General features: G+C 41.0%; 18 protein-coding genes. 12 read left to right on the top strand and 6 right to left on the bottom strand.

Annotated elements, in window-relative coordinates; translation table 11 throughout:
• Positions 1–307: 307 nt before the first annotated feature.
• Entirely contained in the window at positions 308–583 is a 276-nt protein-coding gene (locus tag ACWXWT_RS05240; RefSeq protein WP_456040566.1) for an HU family DNA-binding protein, read from the bottom strand.
• Between the two features lie 254 nt (positions 584–837).
• Between ACWXWT_RS05240 and ACWXWT_RS05245 the strand changes: the two genes are divergently transcribed.
• The 9 genes from ACWXWT_RS05245 to rplY all read left to right on the top strand — a co-directional run bounded on the left by ACWXWT_RS05245 (position 838) and on the right by rplY (position 9707).
• Positions 838–2256, top strand: coding sequence for a L,D-transpeptidase family protein (locus ACWXWT_RS05245; RefSeq protein ID WP_456040567.1), 1419 nt, complete (start codon positions 838–840; stop codon positions 2254–2256).
• A gap of 511 nt (positions 2257–2767) precedes the next feature.
• Entirely contained in the window at positions 2768–4720 is a 1953-nt protein-coding gene (locus ACWXWT_RS05250; protein WP_456040568.1) for a TonB-dependent receptor plug domain-containing protein, read from the top strand.
• A gap of 1 nt (position 4721) precedes the next feature.
• Positions 4722–6089, top strand: a complete 1368-nt coding sequence (locus ACWXWT_RS05255) for an ATP-binding cassette domain-containing protein (protein WP_456040594.1) — start codon at positions 4722–4724, stop codon at positions 6087–6089.
• Positions 6079–6765, top strand: coding sequence for an energy-coupling factor transporter transmembrane component T (locus ACWXWT_RS05260; RefSeq protein ID WP_456040569.1), 687 nt, complete (start codon positions 6079–6081; stop codon positions 6763–6765). Before ACWXWT_RS05255 ends, ACWXWT_RS05260 begins: the two co-directional genes overlap by 11 nt.
• Complete coding sequence (locus ACWXWT_RS05265; protein WP_456040595.1) at positions 6758–7300, top strand: core component of ECF transporter; 543 nt, start codon at positions 6758–6760, stop codon at positions 7298–7300. The genes ACWXWT_RS05260 and ACWXWT_RS05265 overlap by 8 nt, the downstream gene beginning before the upstream one ends.
• 28 nt (positions 7301–7328) lie before the next feature.
• Positions 7329–8066: a DNA-binding protein gene (locus ACWXWT_RS05270; RefSeq protein WP_456040570.1), complete on the top strand. Its 738-nt coding sequence runs from the start codon at positions 7329–7331 to the stop codon at positions 8064–8066.
• 18 nt (positions 8067–8084) lie between these two features.
• Positions 8085–8333: a hypothetical protein gene (locus ACWXWT_RS05275; protein WP_456040571.1), complete on the top strand. Its 249-nt coding sequence runs from the start codon at positions 8085–8087 to the stop codon at positions 8331–8333.
• A 418-nt stretch (positions 8334–8751) separates the two neighbouring features.
• Positions 8752–9303: a DUF882 domain-containing protein gene (locus tag ACWXWT_RS05280; protein ID WP_456040572.1), complete on the top strand. Its 552-nt coding sequence runs from the start codon at positions 8752–8754 to the stop codon at positions 9301–9303.
• Positions 9304–9419: 116 nt separating this feature from the next.
• Entirely contained in the window at positions 9420–9707 is a 288-nt protein-coding gene (gene rplY, locus ACWXWT_RS05285; RefSeq protein ID WP_456040573.1) for a 50S ribosomal protein L25, read from the top strand.
• 83 nt (positions 9708–9790) lie between these two features.
• Here the strand turns inward: rplY and tamB are convergent, their stop codons facing one another.
• Both tamB and ACWXWT_RS05295 read right to left on the bottom strand, forming a co-directional pair.
• A complete protein-coding gene (tamB, locus tag ACWXWT_RS05290; RefSeq protein ID WP_456040574.1) occupies positions 9791–13639 on the bottom strand; it encodes an autotransporter assembly complex protein TamB in 3849 nt (1282 codons plus the stop codon).
• Entirely contained in the window at positions 13636–15426 is a 1791-nt protein-coding gene (locus ACWXWT_RS05295; RefSeq protein ID WP_456040575.1) for an autotransporter assembly complex protein TamA, read from the bottom strand. Before ACWXWT_RS05295 ends, tamB begins: the two co-directional genes overlap by 4 nt.
• A gap of 664 nt (positions 15427–16090) precedes the next feature.
• Between ACWXWT_RS05295 and ACWXWT_RS05300 the strand changes: the two genes are divergently transcribed.
• The 3 genes from ACWXWT_RS05300 to ACWXWT_RS05310 all read left to right on the top strand — a co-directional run bounded on the left by ACWXWT_RS05300 (position 16091) and on the right by ACWXWT_RS05310 (position 22395).
• Positions 16091–16507 carry a CBS domain-containing protein gene (locus ACWXWT_RS05300; RefSeq protein WP_456040576.1) on the top strand — a complete coding sequence of 139 codons (417 nt, stop codon included), beginning with the start codon at positions 16091–16093 and terminating at the stop codon, positions 16505–16507.
• 77 nt (positions 16508–16584) lie between these two features.
• On the top strand, positions 16585–20460 hold the full coding sequence (hrpA, locus tag ACWXWT_RS05305) for an ATP-dependent RNA helicase HrpA (RefSeq protein ID WP_456040577.1): 3876 nt from the start codon (positions 16585–16587) through the stop codon (positions 20458–20460).
• A gap of 609 nt (positions 20461–21069) precedes the next feature.
• The gene (locus ACWXWT_RS05310) at positions 21070–22395 is read left to right on the top strand and encodes an IS4 family transposase (RefSeq protein ID WP_456040578.1); all 1326 of its coding nucleotides are present in this window, start codon (positions 21070–21072) and stop codon (positions 22393–22395) included.
• A 42-nt stretch (positions 22396–22437) separates the two neighbouring features.
• Here the strand turns inward: ACWXWT_RS05310 and sucD are convergent, their stop codons facing one another.
• The 3 genes from sucD to odhB form a co-directional block, all read right to left on the bottom strand.
• On the bottom strand, positions 22438–23310 hold the full coding sequence (sucD, locus tag ACWXWT_RS05315) for a succinate--CoA ligase subunit alpha (protein WP_456040579.1): 873 nt from the start codon (positions 23308–23310) through the stop codon (positions 22438–22440).
• Positions 23310–24476, bottom strand: a complete 1167-nt coding sequence (gene sucC / locus ACWXWT_RS05320; protein WP_456040580.1) for an ADP-forming succinate--CoA ligase subunit beta — start codon at positions 24474–24476, stop codon at positions 23310–23312. Before sucC ends, sucD begins: the two co-directional genes overlap by 1 nt.
• Before the next feature lie 75 nt (positions 24477–24551).
• Positions 24552–25748, bottom strand: coding sequence for a 2-oxoglutarate dehydrogenase complex dihydrolipoyllysine-residue succinyltransferase (gene odhB, locus ACWXWT_RS05325; RefSeq protein ID WP_456040581.1), 1197 nt, complete (start codon positions 25746–25748; stop codon positions 24552–24554).
• Between the last annotated feature and the right edge of the window lie 5 nt (positions 25749–25753).

Here is a 25753-nt window from a genome sequence, read left to right on the forward strand (position 1 = left end):
TGAGCATTAGGCGCGCCACTTTTTGTTATCAAGAATAGTCTGGCCTCGGGTACCATTATCATCTCTAGCAATAGAGAGTGGTGTAAAAAAGCCTCAACATTAGTTGGGGCTTTTTTACGTCTGAAATAGGGTTGTGAATGGTAACAACCGCAGAATTGGTGACAGTGATAAAAGCGATCTGCCTAAAGGTTGTCCTGCTGATTTGCTCCGCGGCTTTTTTTGACTGAAGTGGCTGGGTGTTGAGTGAAATAGGTTAACTACAGTTGTAGCCTCTCGCCACAAAACATTCTATATCCTGGGTTAATTGTTAATTGTTAATTAACGCTTTTAATCCCGGTGATGCTTTGAAACTAGGTTGGTTAAAACCCTCAATCTCTATCGCTTCATCTGTTTGTGGGTTGCGACCGGTTTTAGGCAGATAGAAACGTAATTCGAAGGTGCCAAATTGAGGAATATAAATTTTTTCACCTTCAGTTAAACCTTGATGGATAACCGCTAATATTTGTTCAAGCTGTTGTTTAGTTTGAACTTGAGATATGCCCATTTTAGTGGCCATTGATTGAATGAGTTGCTTTTTATTCATGGGTGATATTACCGCGTCAGTGCTTTAAGCGCCTCTTTATATCAACTCGACATCAGCATTCCTAGTTGTCTATCAATAAATTAATGTTAAGTGATTATTTTTTATATAACTGATTGAATATTGCTCGCCTAGAGAGTATTTGATGTTAATGTTTGTCGTTCAACTTTGTTTATTATTTGCCATAATAACGTTATGCATTTCTCTTGTTTGATAAACGTGACAGTATTAAGGTAACGAGGCAAATGGGGGGCAGTATGTTTAATAAACCGATGCAGTCTTTCAACTTGAGTCTTTTGGGCATATTACTTTTGTGTATGTCGCCATTTGTTTTGGCCAGCACTCAAGAGCAATACGTTAATTTGACTCAGCATCTGCAATTACAGTATTTGGCTGAGCCAAGTGCTCAGCGTGCACAATACTTAGCGATATTACAAACTGGTTCGGCGGCTAAAAAATTAGAATATATTGGCAAAATACAACTTAGTGTTGCTGAGTTTTGGCATAATAAGCACGTGCCGCTGGCCTATGATTTACTCGACGACAACACCTCATTGTTAGAGAAAAATATTGCTTTAGAACCTAGCGTAGATGATTACCTTGGGGTAATTAATGCTTTGCGTAAATTAATGTGGTTAGCGGAAACTCAAGATTGGTCTGCTATTGAACCCGGTGGCTTATTGAGACCGGGTGACGGGCATTCTAGCATTAAGCAAATCGGCCAACGCTTATGGTTATTAGGTGATGCAACCGAGTACCATGATGAAGTGGTTTATAAGCCGGCTTTAGCACAAAGTGTGAAGCGTTTTCAGTCTCGTCATGGTTTAAAATCTGATGCCGTAATAGGCCCTAAAACCTTATTCTGGTTAAATCAAACTCCGCAACAACTCGCCGCTTTAACGGCAAAAAGTTTTGTTGAAAAAACGGCGTATCTAAGCCAATTACCTCAGCCATATTTGCTGATTAATATTCCCGCTTTTCAAATGGTGTTAGTAGATAATAATCAAGTGGTGTTGTCATCTAAAGTGATTGTGGGTAAGTCTTATCGGCAAACGCCATTGATGACAGGCCAAATTTCAAATGTTGTGATTAACCCAACTTGGACCGTACCTAGACAGTTATTACGCTTAGACATTCTGCCGCAAATTAAATTAAATGGTAATTACTTTGCCGAAAGGCATTTTGATGTATTTGATAGAGAAGGCGTGCGTGTTGATAAAACGCCTCAACAATGGCAACAAGCCGCAGCAGGGACATTTCCTTATAGAGTGGTGCAACGCCCTGGCGGTGGCAATGCATTAGGCCGCTATAAATTTCATTTTAATAATGATCAAAGTGTGTATTTACATGACACGCCAACCCCAGAAATGTTTACTCGCGTTGAACGAGATTTATCATCGGGTTGTGTTCGTATCGAGAAAGTGCAGCAACTGGCAGATTGGTTTGCCAAACACTTGGTGATTGATAAACGTACTTGGGAGCGTTTGCAGTCTAATTATAACCAAACGCAATGGTTTGCCTTATCGTCATCTTTACCTGTACACATGGTGTATTGGCGAGCTTGGGTGGATGAACAACACGTTGCTCAGTATCGTGATGATATTTACCAGTTAACGCCAGCCGAATCGACCACCTTATTAAGTCATCAGTTGAACTTTAAAGAGCCTGTACAATAACATCAGCCAGTACAAAATACTCATTGGTGACACCACTGCTTGTTGTTACAAGTTAGTTGTTAGATGTTAATTGGTAACTCGTCACAATGAATCCTCACAGAAGAGATATTCAATCTGTTAATTTATCGGTATTCAATCTTATGGAGGGGGATAGGTAGGCCACAACCAAAATGTAATCTATTTTTCTCTAATTTGTCCTTTGTTGTATTGACAAGGTTTTACCTTTTAATTTTGGCGGTATCAAAAGATAATCTATGTTAGCTAAAGATATTAAATTCGTATAATGCATTGTTTATGTTGTACTTTAACCAATTGATGTTCCCCGCTATTAATATAAACGAAGCCGGTTGTAATGATTTATTTAATGGTTTGTTAAACTTGGTTTGTGATGTCGGTCATGTATTTTTCTATTGTTTGATCTAAGTCTGCTATGGGCTGATTTGTAATTGATGTTGGTAGGTAACTGCTTAATATGTCACAACATTTAAATTATAGACATGGCAGTAATAATATGTTTCCCAGAAACACCACCTTTAGAGTGTCATCTTTAACGTTGGCTTTGAGCCTTTGTTTTGCCGTTCAGGCTGATGAGATCACCCGTGACCCTTTACTTAATGTGAATGAAGTGATTGTTGTCCATGGCGACGGGGCCGAACCTAGAGATATGGCCACAACTCATTGGAGCATCAATGATGAAGACATTCGTGTTTCAGGCGCCCAGACGCTAGAGCAAGTGCTAAAAAATGTGCCTGGTGTATATATCCGTGTGGGGGGCGATGGAACTCCTAGAGTTGATATTCGTGGTTTTAAAACGCGACATGTCACGTTACTGGTAAATGGTGTACCTATGGAGAGTGCTGGCGATGGGCAGTTTAATCCTAGTGTTATTCCTACAAGCCAAATTGCATCTGTAGAAGTGTCTGTTGGTCCGACGTCGGTACTTTATGGCCCAAGTGGGGCTGGCGGCGTAATTAATATTATTACCAAGCAAGGTAATACTGCCCCTGCATTATCTGGTCGTCTTGAATCGGGTGAGAATGATACTTTTAATGGTGACGTTAGTGCTGCTGGTTCGGGAGTTGATTGGCAGGGCTTAGTGAGTGTTAGTCGTCAGCAAACTGATGGTTTTCCTATGTCTGATGATTTTGAGCCTACAACGTATCAAGATGACAATTTACGCGCCAATTCTGATAAGGAAGTCACCAATGTTTATGCTCAGGGTAGTTATTGGTTATCAGACAAGACACAGTTAATGACTAACATGGCTTTACGTAGTGGGGAGTGGGGCAAGCCTTCCCGTGATGGTACTGGCTCAGGTAAGGTGAAATTTGAGCGTGTTGATGATTATGATGCTCATACCATTCAACTTGGCTTAGCTCACGAGTTTAACGATAGGTTTATTTTACGCGGTTTTGGTTATCACAATCAGACTGATACTTTAGAAGCTACTTATAAAGATGAAACCTATCTCGAAACAAAGGAATCTCAAGATAGCAGTTCAGTTGTCCAAGGGATTAATTTACAGCTGATTACAGATTTGCAAGATATAGGTTTGTTAACAACGTCTGTCATCGCAGAAGAGCAAAGCTGGGAATCCACAGTAGCTATTGACGACCCTGCAAACATTGATGACTCTGCTTGGTTATATACTGCGGCGGCTGAATATCAGTATCATTCTGATCTGCAGTATGGATTTACTTTTGGCGCAGCTTTTCATTCTCTTGATAACTCAGACCGTACTGACGATAACTACTCTGCTATGGCGTCGAGTTATTGGCAAGTTGCTCAAGACTCTCGCCTAAGTTTGAGTGTCGCTCGTAAAGTGCGTTTTCCGTCAATGGAAAACCTGTATTCATTATCATCTGGCAACCGTGATTTAGAAGCAGAAGAGTCTAAGCATATAGAGCTTGGTTTAGAGCAGGATTTGCCATGGGAGACTGATTTTTCGCTTTATGGTTATTACACAGATGCAAAAAATTATATTGCCAAAGATAACGATGACTTTTACCAAAATATGGATCGCTATAAATTTAAAGGGATTGATTTTCAAATTAATAACAATAGCATTGATGCGTTGGATGTAAGTTTCTCCTACAGTTTCCTTGATTCAGAGGAAATGGAAGGAGATGACACTTTAGATTCGTTACAGTATCGCCCTCGACATCAACTGCGTTGGCAGGTGAACTATGTGCTTCCGCTGCAAATCAAGATGAATGTAAATGTTGAGCGTATATTAGATCAAGTATATGCGGCGAAGGTAAAAGTGAATGGTAAGAGTCAATATCAGCAACAGTCACTTGATAATTATACATTAGTTGACGTTAATCTCGCTTATCCGCTGATTGATCAGACGTTAGACTTATACCTTCGTTCGACTAATCTTTTGGATGAAAATTACTATCAGAGTGAATCCTTGCCGCAGGCGGGACGACAAGTCTTTATTGGTGTGAACTGGCAGATATAATATTAAATTACTTGAGCTCAAAGGCGTTAGTTTTAGCTATGGACGCCATTTTCCTATGGTATTGCAAGATGTCGATTTGACGATCGGCTCTGGCCAATGTCATTGTGTGAGTGGACCAACAGGCTCAGGGAAATCCAGTTTATTAAATTTGCTTGCTGGTGTGTTAACACACCAGCATGATGGTAAAATTTGGACTAAATCTCAACTTCTCGTGGGCCTTGTTACTCAAGACCCACAAACTCAAATATTACGTAATACTGTTGGTGCAGAGGTTGCCTTTACCTTAGAAAATATCGGTGTCGCCAGCGAAGATATGTTACCCAAAGTTCAATTAGCATTGCAGCGCGTTGGGTTACATATGCATCTCGACACTAAAGTTAACACCCTTTCTTTAGGTCAAAAATACCGACTTATGATAGCTTCTCAGTTGGTGTGCGAGCCCAATCTACTTTTATTAGATGAGCCTTGGGCACAATTAGATGACCGTGGCGTAAGCGAACTGTTGACCGTGTTATATCATCTTATACAAGACGGTATGGCGCTGGTGTTGGTAGAACATAACCCTCATGCATTCTCAGACATTATTCAATATTACTGGCAGGTTGAAGCCGGTCATTTATCTGCCGCAAACGATGTAAACTACCATTCACAACCGCAACTCGAGTCGCAACAAAGCAGGTTGGGAGTTAGCACAATGGTTGATGCACTTGTCTGCGCCGATGCGTTTGAGTTTAGTTTTGATGGTTGCTCAACGTTATTTACCTGTCCACAAGGTTTTGAGTTACATGCTGGCGAAATTGTTACGTTAATTGGTGACAATGGCTCGGGGAAAACCAGCTTATTGAAAACGTTAGCAGGGGTGCTAAGTTTGAAGCCGCCACTGCCTATTACTGTATTACAACGAGCCCCAAAACTGGGTGTGTATGGATCTGCATTCGGTTTTTTAATGCAAAGACCAAGTCGCCAGTTATTTGAAACGAACGTGTTAGCAGAAATGCAATTTAGCCTAAAACGTTTTAACCTCCCAGAAAGTCGCGCGACGCAGATGTTAGATGATCTAGCATTGTCATCATTAGCTCGTTTGTCGCCACATACATTATCCTATGGTCAGCAACATTTAATTGCCTTGGCATCATTAGCATGTTTACAACCTAAAGTGTTGCTATTAGATGATCCTCTTGCGGGAATGGATAAATATTACTACAGCAAGGTGTGGTACTTGTTAGAACGTTTAAAATCGAAAGGGAGCGTTATTTTTCTCAGTAGTCATCGAAGCATTAAGCATCATGCTGTTTCGCGACAATTAAATATTCGTAATGGATTGTTACAGGAAGAGTCCATTGGCATGGAAGCTAAATATGAAATCTAAGAGACTGAAGTTTCGAATTCCATGGCTAAGTGGGCTGGGCTTTGAACAGCGGGACACCGCGATATGTGCAATGTCATTAATATTAGTATGCGTGTTATCTGCTTGTGCTTTTGTATTGCCTGCGTCGTTATTAGTTTTTCTGGCAGGCATAAATGCGCTATTAGTAATACATGGTTTGATATGCCGTGGCAATATTTATGGGGTCATCAGATTTGGATTAATACAACTTATTTTTACCCTTAGTTTGTATTTGATGCTCTACGGTACAGCATCTTTGGTTCAAGGATCTGTGGTGGTGGCGCGCATTTTATTGGCAACGATCCCAAGTTGGTGGCTTTGTATTACAGTAGCTTCCGAGCGTATTGGTCAAGTGTTAAGTGCATTTTTACCTCGAAAATGGGCCTTTGTTGTCGCGGCTTCGCTAAGTTTGTTGCCTTACATGTTAGAAGAAATCCGTGAAATATATCAGATCCAGTGCCTGCGAGGCGCACGTATCACCCCAAAAGCTCTGCGTAACCCCAAAAATTGGCCAGAACTCGTTTATTGCGTGCTCTTTCCTGTACTCATCTTATTGTTAAAATTATCTCACCAAATGGCGGTCGCGGCTAAGAGCCGCCATTTTGGTCAATATCAGCAACCGACACATTGGCATTCACCGAGAGACAATGATGAATAAAAAACATTCTTTGAGTCTGCAAGATTCTTTATTTGTAGGCTTTTGTGCAACCTTGTTGGTGGTATTAACGGGGTTATTAAGGCTCAAAATTGGTTTGTCAGGCCACACTATGTTCTTTACATGCTTTTTCTATTTGATCTGTTATGGCGTATTAGGTCGTTTTGGCAGTATTACAGCTTGTGGTGCTATTGCTGGATTTGTTGCCATGGCGCTGGGTATAGGTAAGGGCGGCCCGATGATCCTGCTTAAGTTTATATTGCCCGCTATTACCATGGATTTGGTTGCCTTACTGTTACCCCTAAGTATGAACCTTCATTGGCGCTGCGTTATTTTAGGTATGTGTGGTTGTATTGCTTGGGCAGGAAAAGTTGCCCTATCTAATATGCTTGCTGGTATGGCGCTGGATATTGTCTTTTTCCAATGGATAATCAGTATATTTAAGGGCGGTTTTTTTGCCATATTAGGGTCATTGTTAGTGCCACCTGTTCTCGCGAGGCTTAAAGCCCATGACTTATTAAAAAGTGATAAATTTTGAATAAATTAACAAAAAATTAGGATAGAAAATGAACAATTGGCTGATTAGTATCGACGATACCGATGATATAGGGACTAAAGGGACTGGCGAGATTGCTGAAGAAATCGCGCAAATTCTTGCTGACATTTCAGGGGGGAAAGCCTCTTTTATTACGCGCCATCAATTATTTGTGCATCCCGACATACCTTATACTTCACATAATAGTTCAATGTGCTTTTCGTTGTGTTCGCCGTTGTCTCAAGATGAAATTCTTCGACATGCCGTTGCTCATTTAGTTTCGGAATCCGCTCCCGCTGCGGATCCAGGCATTGCGATCCTTAACCTAGACTCTGCCAATGACGTATCAATATTAATAGACTTTGGCCGTAAGGCTAAGTCAGAAGTTATCACAAAAGATACCGCTTATGCATTGGCTGAAAAAATGAATCTCAGTTTGACCGAACACGGCGGAACGGGACAGGGCGTGATTGGCGCATTAGCAGGTTTAGGTTTGCGTTTAATGGGCTGTGATGGACGTGTTAAAGGGAAAATTAGATTAGGCCAACTTGATGATGTTCCACTTGAGCAGAGTGTAGCGGATATTCTGACTCAGACAGGACTTGATGCCGTGGTGAGCACTGACCAGTATCACCTCAAACTTGATGAAAGGGTTCAACTTAAAGGTAAAGTGAAAGCAGTATACCTTGAACACAAGTTTGTATTATTAGTACATCGAGATGTGGATGTGTGGCGAAATGTCAGTAAGCAAGTTTTACAGCATTATTGATCAATCTTGAGGAACAGAATGAATCAAACATGGACAAAGAACGAGTTTCAACAAAATGGATCTCGATGGGTATTTAAGGCTGGATTGGGTCAATATGTGGCTGCTAGAACAGTCGCGCAGCAATGTGACTTATTTACCGCCGATGATGAAGATGAGCAAATCGATGATGAACTGCGTTCTTGTTACAACTGCCAATATCGCCGTTGGATGATGGAGAGCTTTGAATGCGTGGCGTTAACTCAACAGCTAAGTTCGTCAATAAAGTGATGGCACTGAGATGTTGCCATCATTGCAAGAAATTAAATTAAATCTAGTGGAATAACATCATTTCGAAAATGATTGTCCCATCTAAAGGTGCCACTTATTGGTCGGTACTTGCGGAATCGATTTGCCTATTGGGTCATCACGTCAATAGTAAAGGCATTGTGTAAAAACTTAGTTGATGAAGAAAAGTTAATTGCAGATCATATTTTATCTAAGGGCTTGAGCTACATCACTCTATTACCTATACGCGTGAGTTTAAGCCTCCACTTTACTTAGGCAGACTTGCATTTATCAGCATTAATGGTTAATTTGTTTGCCAGTTGGATAAAAAAGCAACAATGGCATAATTGCATTGTGAAGATGAAATCGAGCTCTAAAAGCCGATAAATATCGAAATTCAGTTAATTAAAGTGGTGTTTACATGACAATAGAGTGCCTCACTCGTCGACAGTTATTATTAGGTTTAAGCGGAGCCGCTGTGGCAACCTTATTACCTCATACGGCGCAAGCAAGCCGTTCTACTCTAGGGGTTAAAGATTTACGTTTTTATAACCTGCATACAGGTGAAAGAAGCCAAGGAAGTTTTTGGGTTGATGGTCAATATCAACCTGAAACTCTGACCGAATTTAATCAAGTATTGCGTGATCATCGACAGAACGTTGCCGCACCTATTGATAAACGGTTATTCGAATATTTGTATAAATTACAACTTACATTAGATCATCATGATGAAATCAATGTTATTTCAGCTTATCGTTCACCTAAAACAAATCAGATGCTTGCTTCTCGTAGCAATGGCGTTGCCAAAAAAAGTTATCACATGAAAGGTATGGCGATGGATATTGCTTTACCAGGGGTAAAAACAAAGCATTTACGCGATGCTGCAGTTTCACTCAAGTTGGGCGGGGTAGGATTTTATCCGCGTGATGGGTTTGTACATATTGACTGTGGCCCTGTAAGGCGTTGGGGGTAATGAATCTACTTGTGGGTTGGTTATGGCTGTGGTAATATCCGCGCGCTTTATTTGAGTCATCGTTGGTCGAAAATGATGACGCCTTCATATTTTATTAATTATTAAGTGAGTGACTTATGTCTTACACAATCAACGCAGAAACCCGCACTGAAATCGGGAAAGGTTCGAGCCGCCGCCTACGTCATGCTGGTAAAGTTCCTGCAGTAATATATGGTCCAGGTAAAGAGCCTGTATCAATCAAGTTTGCACATAAAGACATCATCAACATCCAGTTAAATGATGACTTTTATACAACTGATTTAACCATCGTTTTAGAAGGTAAAGAAATTAAAGTTCGTGCACAAGCTATCCAACGTCACGTTTTCAAACCTTTGGTTGAACATATTGACTTTAAATTTGCATAATTGCTAATTTGATAAAAAAGCGCCTAAGGGCGCTTTTTTTGTGACGGCTTTTTACTGGATTATATCCCCATTGGCATAAAGGCTTAATCAATTTCGAAGCTATAGTAGATATCCAGAGATTGACTTAAGGTGCTCGAGACACTTTCTAAATACAGTTGTGATAATAAATAGTATCGTACTGTCATCTCGTAGCCAGGGTTAAATACGCCCACGCCATACTTAATCATCAAGTCTTCTCCAATATAACCACTTACAGCTACTTTTCCGTCGTCGTTGGTATCAAGTTGTACGTTGGAAAAACCAAACTTTTCAATTAAACCTGATGCTGTACTGCCAATGCTATTCATCGCACCACCATCAAATTGCGAACCTAAACTGAGTGCGGCTCCCATCATTAATGAGTTGCTTTGTTGGTTAGTTGTACTGGTAAAGCCTTTACCTGTCAGGATATAAGATAACACCTCAGCCTGCTCTTTTGCAGGATTAGAAAACAAGGTCACAACGGGACGCATTGGTGTTCCTGTCACACGAACACCTGCGGTAATGTCATTCTCTTTAATCTCTCTCGTTGCTTCTATGTTTAGGTTAGGCAATGCTGTTGGGCCAATAAACTGAACTTCGCCCGTATTAATACTTAAGGTCTGCCCCATAAATTTATATGTGCCTTTGTTGACTTTGATGTCACCAAAGAGCATTGGCGGTTTAAAAGCTTGTTGTTGTAGTACCAGGTCACCTTCTAGTTTTCCTTTAAGTCCCATACCATCAATGGTGAGGTTATTACCAACATTGATATTCAGATCTGCTTTGATAGCGTACGGACTTGTTTTAACCGTTTGTTCAGAGACGGAATCGTTAAATACCACGTCGTTTGATATTGCTACGCCTCCTTCTGCTAATGGGGTAATTTTTATTTGTCCTGATGGCACGTTTACTTTGCCTTTTATTGCCAATAGTTGCTCATCAAACGTAATATTAATATCTGGAGACACATTTAAGATTGCCATCGGTGGCTGAATTACCGCTAAATTTTCGCCTTTAATATCCATGTCACCACTAAATTTGCCTTGTGGCCAAGCGAGGGAGCCTTTGGCGCTAACTTGTCCTTCACCCATTTGCCATTGACCATTGAGTTCTCCTTGTTGGCCATCTAATGCTAGCGACAAGTAGAGTTTATCGATGAGTGTTGGATTTGTTGATAAGGCAAATGCACCGTCATTGAGTTTGATATTACCCGATACACTCGGATCCATAAGAGTACCGGATAAATTTAATCGACTGGATAACATGCCTTCTAAAGTTTCGAGCCTTGGGAAGAATTCTCCAAAAGGAGCCAGATTGAGTTCATTAACGTTGATTGTGCCTTGGAGGGTGTGATCGGGAGTAATGTTAACGCTTAGTTGACTCTCCCAACTGGCGATACCGGACGAATCAAAACTCAAAGAGCTATTAATCTGCTTTTCATCAAGAGATGCTTGTAAAAGTAACTGCTGGTAGTCGATGCTAATGGTGTTGTTTTTGGTACGACTTAACTTAATGTTTCCTGGTAAAAGCGTAAACTGCACATTAGCTGTGGGCTTTTTACCTTTAGCCCAATTAACTTGGCTTGTTAGCGCTGCTTCACCGCTCCAGGAGATTTTTTTAGACAAAACAGATGCCAATGATTTACCTGGGTCTCCGGTAAAAGTGATATTAGCTTGGCCAGTGTGCCCCAAACTAACATCATTGATTAAGCACAATTTATTGTGTGGATGTACTAAGCAAAAGCGGCTCACACTGCCTTTTTGGTTGAGTTGATCCCAGCTGGCAGTAATGGGTTTATCTTGCTGCCATTGTCCAAGTGCATTACTAATATTGAATTCTGTTAATGTGGCATTGAATTGCTGTTTATCGATATTACTATTGCTGGTCATCTGTGTATTGATGACCAGATCACCTTGAGTATTGAGTTTACTGTGTTGTTGCTCTTGATTACCTTCACTGACGAATGCGATATCGGTTAGCTTGTAGCTGTCCCATACCAGATTGCTATTGCGCAGTTCTATTCGATATTGATGCTGTGTATAAGGACGATACTTAGCAAGTAAATCAAGGTTATCAATTTTACTGCCTTGATAACTGAATTTACTCATTTGTGCATTAATATCCACTATAGGCTCTGCACTATTACCTGTAACATCAACTTTAGCAAAAATAGTACCACGGCCGCCTTTTAGCCACTGACTGACATCGGGAACGCTCAGTTCGGCATCGATGTCCCAAGTCTTGTCGGCTTGACCATTGATGAGTAATTGAGCCCCAAGTGCATTAGCTTGAAGATTTGTCGCATTAATCGCAATATCTTGATTTAGAGAAATATCGCCTTGTAGATTCAATGGGTAACCATTTAAACGACCCGTTAAGTTGGCGTCTTGAATTGCCACTTGCCATTGCTTATCTGCAATGCTGCCTGCGCTGTTAAAGTGGCCACTGAAGTGACTTGTGATAGCGCTCTGCTGATTAATATAATCAATGTATTGCAACTGCATATCATTGGTACGAACCTTAGCTTGCCATGATAATTTATCTTTATATGATAGCTGTCCTGTGAGGTCTAGATTTCCTGCAATTGACTGTACATTGAGTGTATTGATGGTGAGCATTTGCTCGCGGTTAACAACATCAGCAATAATCGCCAAAGTAGGGTGGTAAGGTGAAGTCAGTTGCCCGTTAAACTGTGCGACTTGATCTTTAATATTACCTTTACTGGTAAAACGGCTAATGTTGCTAGTGTATTGGGGGTTTTTCAAGGGCCACTGTAATGCCGCATCAGTAAGTGTGATTTGGTACTCGAGCGCTGCTGTGGTGAGATTAATGTCAGCAGCAAGATTGAAATGATTGCTACCTTTAGCGGTGGCATTAATATTTAATTGGCTTAAATCTTGAGTTAGCTCAACACGGAGTTGTTGCTGCTTAAGTTCGGGCAGTTCAGGCAGACTTTCTATATTAACCAGTAGTTTTATCGTTAGAGGGTAATGGTCGTGCAAACTGATGTCGCCGATAACGCTAACATCACCATCATCATGTTGAATGTCTAGTTGGGTAATGCCAAGTTGGAATTGATGAAAACTGGCTGCTAACGCGATATGGCTAAAATGCTCTTTACGTTTGCCAATAATGAGCTGGCTGTTGGTGGCATTAAATTGTTTAACATTGACAGGGAAAGGCATAAACACCTGAGGTAAATTAGCCAGAGGCCATGGCGTTGCTTTGGTGGTATTGGATTGAGTAGTGGTTTTTTTATCTACTTGATGATGTGCTTTGCCCGCTGAAGTTGTATCAGGAATATTGACGATTAGGCCTTGACTGGTTAGTGAATCGACAACAAGACCTGCACTATTCCAAATCGCTCGTGTCGCTAAATCGTCGGCATGAAATTTCATACCGTTGATATCAACATGAATATTGGCTAACTGGGCATGGCTGAAATTAATGCCTATGGGTAATTCAAGCTCGGCAAGGGGATCGTCGATACCGGTTTTTGTTGTTACAGGAATATCATCACTGATAATGTTTACATTTATACTCGATGCCACGAGATTGGTGATACAAAGCTGCTTGTTAATTAGGCAAGTTGGTACCCATTCCAAAGTTAAATTATCTGCCTCGACACTCATGCCAGGCATTGACCAAGATAGGTGAGCAAGTGTGATATCACTATTTAAGGTGCCAGAACCATATTTTACATCAATATCACTGACAAATTGGTTGACTAACATGACTCCCATTTTACTGCCAAATGGCGTGCCCATAATGATGGCAAATAACATTAATAGCACCAGAGGGACATAAATCAGTATTCGGGTATAAAGCTTAACGCTACGCCAGATTTTTGTGGATAGGCTAGTTGAATCATGTGCTTTTTTATGAGCTGATGCGGTATGTTTATCTATCATAAGTCAGTTCCCATGGTTAAATGGAAACGATATGTGCGAGCCACTGTTTCGGTTTCTTTTAAGCCAAACCCTAAGTCCATTCGGATCGGGCCAATGGGTGAAATCCAGTGAAGGCCACCACCAACCGATATCACCGGGTCGAACTTTTGTGTGTCAAAAGCATTACCGGCATCAACAAAGGTGGCAACTCGCCAAGTCGGGGTAAGGTAATATTGATACTCTACACTGCCAATGGCCAAATAGCGCCCACCGACGACTTGTCGAGATAAGCCTCCATCTGTGTTGGTATAGTCGATATAAGGGCCTAATTCTTGATAACTGTAACCTCGTATACTTTGATCCCCACCAGCAAAATAACGTAAAGAAGGGGGAATATTATCTATATCATTTTTACTAGAAAAATTGGCCGCTAAGTCCATTCTTGCGACAAAACGGTGCTTATCAAATAAGGTATCGACCCATTTAAATCGAGCTTGTAAACGGGCAAGGCGGATGGTGGAACCCAAAGAGGGATCTGCGTATTCAATGCTGTATGTTTGACGATAACCAGATTTGGGATCTAATGTGTTGTCTCCACGTACGGTTTTTGTCAGGTTGTAGCTTAATAAATAAAAGCGTGGATCATAATCGGTATCGAGTTGATTATAAAACTCTCTAATTGATTCAATTGAATAACCATGTAACCAATTACTTTTAGAGCGCCTTTGGCGGGTTAAGCCGATTAAGTACTTTTTAGATTCTAGCTGTCCAGTATTATTAAATTCACGTTTGTCGGCATCATAATCTTGGGTAACGCCGTATGTGTCACGTAATAATCCTAATTTGATTTTGAGTTGATCGTCCAAAGGATGGGTTAATGGAATCGTATAAGTTGTTAAAATCTTAGGTCTTTCAGGTGACCACTCTGCACTGGTTTCTTGATAATGACCATAACGGTTAATTTGCGGAGTTCTCCATGTAACTCGTACACGTGGATCGACAGTATTTTCAGTGCTATTGCCAATATCTGCACCTAAACCCACTTCGATGAGATGGCTAGGCCGCGGGGTAAGTTCAACTTTAATTGGCACCAAACCAGTGTTGATTTTATTTAGTTGCGGTAATACTTTGATATTACTAAAGTAACCAGTATCTAATAAGTTTCGATTAAATTCGGTTAGTAGCTGAGTGGCGTAGGGCGCATCGGCGTTAAAAGGAATTAATGCTTCAACGATATCATTATTAAGTGTACTACCTTCAAAGTTAACATCACCAAATAAATACCGCTTTCCCGAATCAAACTGTAAGTTAATTTGGGCGGTATTTACATCACGGTTGATGTTAATTTCTGCTTTAGTGTATCGTCCATCGAAATAACCACGTGCTAATGCCAATGTTATAAGTTGTGATTTTATTAAATCATATGCACCGTGGTTTAAGGTATCACCAGGTTTTATTTTCAGGCGATTAAGCCATTGTGAAAAGGTATTGTCTTGAAGCATTTCACCTTGAAAACGTATATCTACCCATTGAACTATTACGGGCTCTCCAGGGGTGATGTTCAGGTCTAGTTCCCATGGTCCATTGTCATTCTCTTTAACATCAATATCTAAAATCCCATGATAATACCCAAGAGATTCGAGTGCATCATGGGTATTATTGTCAACGGTGAATAAAAAGGCTCGCCGTTGAACATCGTTTTCTGGCAATGTGCCTAAATGAGCAAAAATATTCTGTTCAATTTTTTTGTTAACGCCTGTCACTTTTATCGTTAACCAATTATTGTCGGCCAGCGCATAGCCTGACATCACTAAGGCCAACGATAAGAATAGGAATTGACTAAATTTAAGGCATTTTGTTGACAAGTTAAGCTAATTTTCTCAAATTGATGATGGTGACCATTGTCGCTACAAAGCATAAAAGTGGCAATGATATGAGTGAAATAATCTGCATAAATAATGACAAAGATAAACCACTTTCAAGGGCTTGCCTAACATGAATAAATTATATTTAACAATTGTGTTCTGTTTCTGCCTTGTGTCATCAGCGAATGTTGTATCAGATCCCACACCATTCTTGGTGGCGTAAAAAGTCATTACCAGCTGCAAATAGACAACCAATGAAACTGCAAATTGCTGACACAGGGTATCAGTATGAGATGAAGCGAAGACATCTATAGATGCTATTGTGTTTGGTCTGCACGAAAAGTTCTGATAATAATGATGTGTGACATATGTGCTAAAGTGAAATACTGATGGGTTTTGATGATGTGAGCTGTTGATGGTGCCATCAATCAACGCTTAGGCTATTAACCTCTTAATCTATGTCGATTAATGTAATCGGTTTTATTTTCTATCTACTGAGCCATTATTGACTAGACTGAATAAGTGAGTGCTTGAATGTTGGCTCACCACAGATTGACTAATAAGATTTATTAAGCGCGTCATTAATCAAGGCGCATTAGGGGACAATATGGATTCAATAAAAATTAAAGATTATATGGATAGACGTCCAATACTATTAAGCGCTGATATGTCGCTGGCAATTGCCGTTGAAAAATTGCTAGACAGTAATAAAAATGGTGCGCCTGTAGTTGACCGTGGTGGCAAGTTAGTTGGTTTTTTGTCTCAACAAGATTGTTTATCTGTAATGTTAAAAAGCAGTTATCATTGTGACATGACTAGTACTGTTCAAGATTGCATGAAAAGCCCAGTATTGACGGTTGAACCAGATGACAGTATTTTAGCATTAGCCGAACAAATGTTAGGGGCTAAGCCCAAAATTTATCCAGTATTAAGTGACGGAAAAGTGATAGGTACTATAAATCGCACTAATGTACTCAAGGCGATGAATATTTACATGCAACAGTGTTACTTATCTCCAGCATAACAATCGTTAAAATCAATACCATTCTACTGTTTTCCTTGCTAGGATCGCTTTTTTTGATGTAAGCAAGGGAATCAGATTTGAATTCGGACCTTCACCCGCTATCCAAGGCGTATCTCAATCTTTGTTATCAAACCGATGCGGCTAAAATTCGTCGTCGTTTGTATCGTGTTAATAAAGAACCCGAGTCTGAAAAAAAATCCCAATCATTAACTCAGCTTGCTGAAGCTGCTAAACAAGCCTATGCAAAAGCGCAACAGCGCTTACAGTCTAGACCTAGCATCAGTTATCCTGACGAACTGCCTGTATCGCAAAAGCGCGACGATATTGCCTCTGCCATTGTGAATCATCAAGTGGTGATAGTTGCAGGTGAAACGGGCTCTGGTAAAACGACTCAGTTACCCAAAATTTGTCTTGAATTAGGGTTAGGTACCCGAGGGTTAATTGGTCACACCCAGCCACGGCGCCTTGCAGCGCGAAGTGTGGCTAACCGTATCGCTGATGAGCTTAATAGCCCATTAGGTGACGTCGTTGGCTTTAAAGTCCGCTTTGCTGATGCAATGAGCGACAACAGTTATATCAAACTGATGACCGACGGTATTTTGTTAGCGGAACTTACCTCAGATCGATTTTTAAATCAGTACGATGCCATTATTATTGATGAAGCGCATGAACGGAGTCTTAATATTGACTTTATTTTGGGGTATCTGAAGCAGGTTCTTAAAAAACGCCCCGATTTAAAAGTAATTATTACATCCGCAACTATTGATGTTGAACGTTTCTCTAAGCACTTTAATAATGCCCCTGTTATTGAAGTTTCAGGACGAACCTTTGAAGTTGACACCCGTTATCGTCCGTTAGTGCGCGACAGTGACGAAGATTTAGATGTTAGTGATGGTATTTTTGCTGCTGTTGATGAGTTAATGGCTGCCGGTCCCGGTGATATTTTGATCTTTATGAACGGTGAGCGAGAAATTCGTGACACCGCTGATTTACTGCGAAAACAGCAATACCGAGATACTGAAATCTTGCCTTTATATGCGCGTTTATCTTATGGTGAGCAATCTAAAGTGTTTAAAAGTCATATCGGTCGCCGCATCGTATTGGCTACCAATGTGGCTGAGACCTCGTTAACAGTACCTGGTATTCGCTATGTGATTGACCCTGGTACTGCACGTATTAGCCGTTACAGCTACCGCACAAAAGTACAACGTTTGCCGATTGAGCCGATTTCACAAGCCAGTGCTAATCAACGTCAAGGTCGTTGTGGTCGTGTAGGACCCGGTATTTGTATTCGTTTATACGATGAAATGGATTTTATTCAACGTCCTGAATTTACCGACCCTGAAATACTACGCACCAACTTAGCCTCAGTTATTTTGCAAATGTTGGCCATTGGGTTAGGTGATATTGCTGGTTTTCCGTTTATTCAACCACCTGATCAAAAACATATTCGTGATGGTTTTTTACTGCTTGAAGAGCTGCAAGCGGTTAAAAAACACCGTGGAGATTTAGTCCTAACACCACTGGGTAAAGATTTAGCCAAAATACCGCTGGATCCACGACTTGCTAGAATGGTTATAGAAGCCAATAAATCAGGTTGTTTACACGAAGCATTAGTAATTACTTCAGGATTGTCGATTCAAGATCCTCGTGAACGACCCATTGATAAAAAACAAGCTGCTGATGAGTGCCATCGACGTTATGCCGATAAAGACTCTGACTTTGCCAGTTGGGTTAAGTTATGGGATCACGTTAAAGATCAAAAACGCGAGCTGTCAGCTAGTCAATTTAGGAAGCAATGCCGCGATGAATATTTAGCCTATTTACGTGTGCGAGAATGGCAAGATTTATATACCCAAGTTAAACAGGCTGTGCATGATCTTAAATGGCGAGTGACTGACAATACTGCCAGTTACGAGCAACTGCACAAAGCCTTATTAGCCGGTTTATTAAGTCATATTGGTTTTAAGGGCGAAAATAACGAATATCTAGGTGCTCGTAATCGTAAGTTTTTTGTCTTTCCCGGTTCACCACTCGCCAAGAAAGGCCCTAAGTGGATTATGGCGGCAGAGTTAACCGAAACATCGCGTTTGTTTGCGCGTTGTTGTGCCAAAATTGAACCCGAATGGTTAGAGTCATTAGCATCGCATTTAGTGAAAAAGAACTACTTAGAGCCACATTTTGAAACCAAAGCGGGCAGTGTAGTCGCACTTGAAAATCAAGTTTTGTACGGTTTAACTATCGTTAATCGTCGTCGGATACAATACGGTCCAATTGATGCCGTCGAAGCTCGTGAAATCTTTGTTCGTAGCGCGTTAGCTGAAGGGCAACTAAAAACAAAAGAAGCATTTTTTGTTAATAACCAAAAATTGCTTAACGACATTGAGTCGCTAGAACATAAATCCCGTCGTCGCGATATTTTGGTCGATGAGCAAGTTCTAGTGGATTTTTACGAGCCGCTGATACCTGCAGGCATTTATAACGCACCATTGTTTTTTAGCTGGTGGAAAAAAGCTCGTCAACAAACACCAGACCTACTCGATTATAGTCAAGCGTTATTAATGCAACGCAGTGCTGACCATATTTCAGAGTTGGACTTTCCTGATGTGTGGCATAAAGCCAATTTAGCTTTAAAAGTCAGTTACCACTTTGAACCAGGTAATGTTGATGATGGGGTGTCGGTTCACATTCCCGTGGCATTAATTAATCAAATTGACGACAGTGATTTTGACTGGCTAGTACCTGGATTACGCGAAGAAAAGCTAGTGGCCATGATTAAGTCTTTACCTAAAAACTTACGCCGGAATTTTGTTCCTGCTCCAGATTATGCCAGAGCCTGTTACCAAGCAATGAAACCATTTGAATTATCGATGCTTGACTCCATGTGTAAGCAGTTATTACGCATGAGTGGTGTGCGGATATCAGCAGATGATTTTGATTTAACTCAATTGACAGAACATCTTAAAATGAACTTCAAGATTGAAGATGACCAAGGCCGTTTAGTTGCACAAGGCCGCGATCTCGAAACATTGAAAGGCCAATTACAGGGTGTTGTTGCCAAAGCGATTCGTAAAGTTGCCGACAAAGGTATTGAACAGCAGGCGATAACCACATGGTCGTTTGGTGATTTACCTGTGCAATATCAACAACGCAAAGGTAATTATGAAGTTAAAGCTTATCCGGCCTTAATTGACAATAAAACCGATGTGTCGATAAAGCTATTTGATGATGAGCATGAGGCCATGCGTCATCATAGAGTTGGCTTACGTCGTTTATTATTGATCAATATTCCGTCACCGGTTAAGCATTTGCAACAAGCGCTGCCCAATAAAGCCAAATTAGCGATGTATTTTAATCCCTTCGGGCAAGTGCAAATATTGATTGAAGACATCATTAATGCAGCGGTACAGCAGTTATTAGATCAAAAACAATTAGATATTCGCAACGAAACTCAATTTGAGCAAGCGAAAGACTGGGTTCGCCAAGAGCTGAATCCCACTGCAGAGCTTATTTCTCTCAATGTGGAACAAATCTTAACAATTTACCAGCGCATTAAAAAACGCTTGAAAGGCAAAATAAGCTTAGACATCGCTTTTGCAATGAGTGATATTCAAACTCAACTTGATAGCATTGTTTATAAAGGATTTGTGGAAGACTGTGGCTGGCAACGATTAACTGATGTGGCCCGTTATTTAAAAGCGATTGAAAATAGACTAGACAAGCTGCCGGTTGACCCAACTCGTGATCGATTACACATGCACAGTATTAATAAAGTGCAAGAGGCATTAACTGCACAATTAACCAAAGTGCCACGCTCACAACCCATCCCTGAAGCATTGATTGAAGCTCGTTGGATGGTAGAAGAGTATCGGGTATCCTGTTTTGCTCAAGTGCTTGGTACTGCTTACCCTATATCGGAAAAGCGAATACTCAACCATATCAGCCAAGTTTAACCTCGATAAATCAATACACAGCCGATGTTTATAGCATTGACTGTGTATTGAAAACTGAAAGTCTTTCAGTTTTTTCCTAGGTAAAATGCTATTTTCTCATTTTTTGCACCAAATAACATACGTAACTGAAAGTTTTCTGTAATTTTTATTTTAATGTGTGGCGAGTATTGATATACTCGCCAGCAAGAAGAACGTGATTGGTAATCTTCTCTCTGTAAGGTAAATGTCATCCCCAGATTCAGTGTGGTGTTATGTTAAGTGTTACGTAACATGATGCTGCTGAATAAAATAAGACAGGCCTTCCCCTACAAAACGACCTAAAAAGATTGGAGTTATTATGGAAGTTCATGAATACGAAAATGCTTACTATCAAGTAAAAGATGATGTGTTAGAATCTTTACCTTGTGACGAAGAATAAAACGATTGAACGAGCATATTGATGTTTTGACTACCCCGTTATCGCATTTAATACTCCGAGACCGAAAATAAAAATAGCAGCTTAGGCTAATGCCGATCAGTTAAGCGGTAATGCTATAAAATCTGAACAGATCGGTTGACCGATCTTTTCAGTCTGCGAAAATCCGATAATCTTTATTATCGGATTTTTTTATGGAACTCTCTGAAGCCCTTGCTCGCACTTCAATTAATCGCCTTACTGAGTTTTCATCTCTCGCTGATGTCCTTGAACCCGATATTATTCAATCTTGCCTTGAGTCGAACGGCGTTGCGACACTAAGACGACGTAAACTCCCTATGGACTCAATGATTTGGGCTGTAATAGGCATGTCTCTATTTCGCTCAGAATCCGTACGCCAATTGATTAATAAGCTCGATATTGTATTGCCACAAGAGGTTGATTATGTCGCTCGAAGCGCTGTAACACAGGCAAGAAAAAAGCTAGGCAGTAATGTGGTTCGCGATATATTTCATCGTTCTGCTGCCACTTGGCATCAACGGGCTGAACATCCACATTGGTGCGGGTTGAATCTGTTTGGTGTAGATGGCGTGGTATGGCGCACGCCTGAAACCAAAGAAAACAGTGCTGCCTTTGCGCGTACAGCAAACAAAGCGTGTGAGTCAGGTTACCCACAAGTACGCATGGTTTGTATGATGGAGCTCAGTAGCCATTTACTCGTTGATAGCGCCTTTGACAGCGTTGCAGAAAATGAAATGAACTTAGCTGCCAAGCTCATCGAGCGTGTCCCCGATAGTAGCCTGACGCTATTTGATAAAGGCTTTTACTCTTTAGGTTTATTGCATGATTGGCGGTCAAAAGGCGCAAATACTCATTGGTTGCTGCCGTTAAAAAAAGGGACTCAGTATGAGGAAATTCGCAGCTTAGGTAAGCACGATAAACTCGTGAGGCTAAGTACCACGCCACAATCAAGAAAGAAGCGCCCTGAACTTCCATTGACAATAGAAGCGAGATTAACCACCCGTCTGGTGAAAGGAAAACAAGTAAGCATCCTCAGCTCGATGCTTGACCCAATGGCATATCCGAGTGCTGAAATAGTTGATTTATATGCACATCGGTGGGAAATAGAACTTGGTTATCGTGAGATGAAACAGTACTTGTTAGAAAGTCGATTTACGCTCAGAAGTAATCTACCTGAGTTAATACACCAAGAATTATGGGGGTTATTATTGGCTTATAATTTGGTTAGATACAAAATGATCTTGATGGCAAAATCCCTTAAAAGTGTCTTTCCAAATCAACTTAGCTTTAGAGATGCTTCTTCTCATATCATCAACAAACTGACCCATATGCCGTTATATGCACCAGGAAATGTGCCTAAGCTGATCCTAGATATAGAAAGAAATGCCAAACAATTTAAGTTAGAAGGCAAGCGAGAGAGGAGTTATCCACGCTGCTTAAAAGTCAGTAAAAACAAGTATCCGGTAGCAAAAAGAAAAAGTGCCGCTCACCTTAAGTGAACGGCATTAGCCTAAAGGCGCCTTTCATTAACTCAACTGATATTACCAACCAGTTTTAGTACGCAGTGCTTTACCAATGTCAGCTAAAGAGCGAACAGTAGTGACCCCAGCAGCTTCTAGAGCAGCAAACTTATCAGCAGCAGTACCTTTACCGCCAGCGATAATAGCGCCAGCATGGCCCATACGCTTACCTTCTGGTGCTGTTACACCAGCAATGTAAGATACTACAGGCTTAGTTACATTAGCTTTGATATATTCAGCGGCTTCTTCTTCTGCATTACCACCAATTTCACCGATCATCACAATCGCTTCAGTCTGTGGATCGTTTTGGAACATTTCCAATACGTCGATGAAGTTAGTGCCAGGAATTGGATCACCACCAATACCTACACAGGTAGATTGGCCGAAACCTTCATCAGTAGTTTGCTTAACAGCTTCGTACGTTAGTGTACCAGAGCGAGAAACAATACCCACTTTTCCTGGTTTGTGAATATGACCAGGCATAATACCAATCTTACATTCACCAGGAGTGATTACACCTGGGCAATTAGGACCGATCATGCGAACGCCAGTTTCTTCAAGCTTCACCTTCACTTGCAACATATCAAGTGTTGGAATACCTTCCGTGATACAAACGATCAGCTCAATGCCAGCATCGATTGCTTCAAGGATAGCATCTTTACAAAATGGGGCGGGTACATAGATAACCGATGCTGTTGCACCAGTTGCTGCTACCGCGTCTTTAACAGTGTTAAACACTGGAAGACCTAGATGTGTTTGACCACCTTTTCCAGGAGAAACACCACCCACCATTTGCGTGCCATAAGCAATCGCCTGTTCAGAGTGGAAAGTACCCTGACCACCAGTGAAACCTTGACAGATTACCTTGGTATCTTTGTTAATTAAAACAGACATTATTTGCCCTCCGCAGCTTTAACAACTTGCTCAGCCGCGTCAGTTAGACTTGTCGCCGCGATGATATCAAGACCTGACTTAGCCAATACTTCACGACCTAATTCGGCGTTAGTACCTTCAAGACGAACAACCACTGGCACTTTAACGCCAACTTCTTTAACCGCACCGATAATACCTTCAGCGATCATATCGCAACGTACGATACCACCAAAAATGTTAACTAATACGGCTTTAACATTACTGTCAGAAAGAATGATTTTAAACGCTTCAGCAACACGTTCTTTGGTTGCTCCGCCGCCAACGTCTAAGAAGTTAGCAGGCTTGCCACCATGTAGATTTACGATGTCCATTGTACCCATTGCTAGGCCTGCACCGTTAACCATACAACCTACGTTACCGTCTAAAGCAACATAGTTTAATTCAAATTTAGCAGCGTGGGCTTCACGAGCATCATCTTGTGATGGATCATGCATCGCTTTAATTTTAGGCTGGCGGAATAATGCGTTGCCATCAATACCAATTTTGCCATCTAAACAATGAAGGTTGCCTTCGGTAGTGATAACCAGCGGGTTGATTTCTAATAATGCAAAATCAAAATCGTTGAACATGTTCGCAAGACCCATAAAGATCTTAGTGAACTGCTTCATTTGAGTTGGGTTTAAACCTAACTTGAAGCCAAGATCACGAGCTTGATAAGCTTGAGGACCGGTTAACGGATCAATGATAGCAGTATGAATAAGTTCTGGTGTTTCTTCAGCCACTTTTTCAATTTCAACGCCACCTTCTGTTGATGCCATAAACACAACGCGACGCGTGCTACGATCAACAACTGCACCTAAGTACAATTCATTGGCGATGTCAGTACAGCTTTCAACAAGAATTTTTGCAACTGGCTGACCTTTAGCGTCAGTTTGGTACGTTACTAAGTTCTTGCCTAACCAGTTTTCAGCGAATGCTCTGATTTCGTCTTTACTACCAGTAACTTTTACGCCACCAGCTTTACCACGGCCGCCTGCGTGTACTTGACACTTAACAACCCATAAGTTTCCGCCAATGTGGCCAGCCGCTTCAACTGCTTCTTGAGCAGTATCACACGCAAAGCCTTCAGAGACTGGTAAACCATATTCGGCAAATAAAGATTTTGCCTGATACTCATGCAAATTCATGATGATCTATCCATATACTTCTAATCAAATCCAACTGGCTCAATATGAGCCAGCGACGAGGGGTTATCTACTAACTTATAAATCAAGTAGCAGACGAGTTGGATCTTCTAAGAAGTCTTTAATTGCGACTAAGAATCCAACTGACTCACGACCATCAACTATACGGTGATCGTAAGAGAGTGCTAGGTACATCATAGGCAGGATTTCAACCTGACCATTAACAGCCATTGGGCGATCTTTAATGGCATGCATGCCTAAGATTGCACTTTGTGGCAAATTCAAAATGGGCGTAGACATTAGTGAGCCGAAAACACCACCATTTGTCACGGTGAAATTGCCGCCGGTCATATCGGCAACAGACAACTTACCATCACGACCTTTAATGGCGAGTTCACGTACCGCTTTTTCAATTTCGGCTAAGCTCATGGTATCGGTATCACGTAATACTGGTGTAACCAAGCCACGTGGTGTCGATACTGCAATGCTGATATCAAAATAGTTGTGATACACAATGTCATCACCATCAATAGAAGCGTTAACTTCAGGAAAACGTTTTAACGCTTCAGTCACTGCCTTAATATAGAAAGACATAAAGCCTAAACGTATGCCGTGACGCTTTTCAAAGATATCCTGGTATTGCTTACGAATATCCATGATTGGCTTCATGTTAACTTCGTTGAACGTTGTTAACATTGCCGTTGAATTTTTAGCTTCTAGGAGGCGTGAAGCAATAGTTTTACGAAGACGTGACATTGGCACACGCTTCTCACTGCGACCTTCTAATGTTGCAACTGGTGCAACTGGCGCTGCGGCTTTAGCAGGAGCAGACTTCAGAAATGCATCAACATCATCCTTGGTCACACGCCCGCCAACACCAGAACCTTTAATTTTACTGGCATCAAGATTATGTTCCGCAATAACACGGCGAACAGAAGGACTTAATGCATCATTAGATTCATCGTTAGCAACTTCAGTGGCGGTCGTAGCCGAAGGCGCTGACGCTTCAGCTTTAGTCACTTCTTGACCAGACACTACACCCGCTACAAACGTTGCAATCACTTGCTCGCCTAAAACGGTATCACCTTCTTGGAATAACAATTCAGAGATTGAACCGTCTTCTGGTGCAACCACTTCTAACACAACTTTATCAGTCTCGATATCAACTAAGTTTTGATCTCGAGTCACCTGCTCACCAGGTTTAACATGCCAAGTAGCAATAGTTGCATCAGCAACAGATTCTGGTAATACGGGTACCTTAATTTCGATACTCATGGAAA

Source organism: Shewanella sp. A22 (genome assembly GCF_053850585.1).

What these genes read in the sequence shown, in the direction of transcription:
- ACWXWT_RS05260 (WP_456040569.1), top strand. Translation starts at nt 6,079, where the DNA reads ATGAAATCTAAGAGACTGAAGTTTCGAATTCCATGGCTAAGTGGGCTG.
- sucC (WP_456040580.1), bottom strand. Translation starts at nt 24,476, where the DNA reads ATGAATTTGCATGAGTATCAGGCAAAATCTTTATTTGCCGAATATGGT.
- sucD (WP_456040579.1), bottom strand. Translation starts at nt 23,310, where the DNA reads ATGTCTGTTTTAATTAACAAAGATACCAAGGTAATCTGTCAAGGTTTC.
- ACWXWT_RS05240 (WP_456040566.1), bottom strand. Translation starts at nt 583, where the DNA reads ATGAATAAAAAGCAACTCATTCAATCAATGGCCACTAAAATGGGCATA.
- ACWXWT_RS05250 (WP_456040568.1), top strand. Translation starts at nt 2,768, where the DNA reads ATGTTTCCCAGAAACACCACCTTTAGAGTGTCATCTTTAACGTTGGCT.
- ACWXWT_RS05280 (WP_456040572.1), top strand. Translation starts at nt 8,752, where the DNA reads ATGACAATAGAGTGCCTCACTCGTCGACAGTTATTATTAGGTTTAAGC.
- ACWXWT_RS05265 (WP_456040595.1), top strand. Translation starts at nt 6,758, where the DNA reads ATGAATAAAAAACATTCTTTGAGTCTGCAAGATTCTTTATTTGTAGGC.
- odhB (WP_456040581.1), bottom strand. Translation starts at nt 25,748, where the DNA reads ATGAGTATCGAAATTAAGGTACCCGTATTACCAGAATCTGTTGCTGAT.
- ACWXWT_RS05275 (WP_456040571.1), top strand. Translation starts at nt 8,085, where the DNA reads ATGAATCAAACATGGACAAAGAACGAGTTTCAACAAAATGGATCTCGA.
- ACWXWT_RS05245 (WP_456040567.1), top strand. Translation starts at nt 838, where the DNA reads ATGTTTAATAAACCGATGCAGTCTTTCAACTTGAGTCTTTTGGGCATA.
- ACWXWT_RS05295 (WP_456040575.1), bottom strand. Translation starts at nt 15,426, where the DNA reads ATGTCAGGCTATGCGCTGGCCGACAATAATTGGTTAACGATAAAAGTG.
- ACWXWT_RS05300 (WP_456040576.1), top strand. Translation starts at nt 16,091, where the DNA reads ATGGATTCAATAAAAATTAAAGATTATATGGATAGACGTCCAATACTA.
- ACWXWT_RS05310 (WP_456040578.1), top strand. Translation starts at nt 21,070, where the DNA reads ATGGAACTCTCTGAAGCCCTTGCTCGCACTTCAATTAATCGCCTTACT.
- rplY (WP_456040573.1), top strand. Translation starts at nt 9,420, where the DNA reads ATGTCTTACACAATCAACGCAGAAACCCGCACTGAAATCGGGAAAGGT.
- ACWXWT_RS05270 (WP_456040570.1), top strand. Translation starts at nt 7,329, where the DNA reads ATGAACAATTGGCTGATTAGTATCGACGATACCGATGATATAGGGACT.
- tamB (WP_456040574.1), bottom strand. Translation starts at nt 13,639, where the DNA reads ATGATAGATAAACATACCGCATCAGCTCATAAAAAAGCACATGATTCA.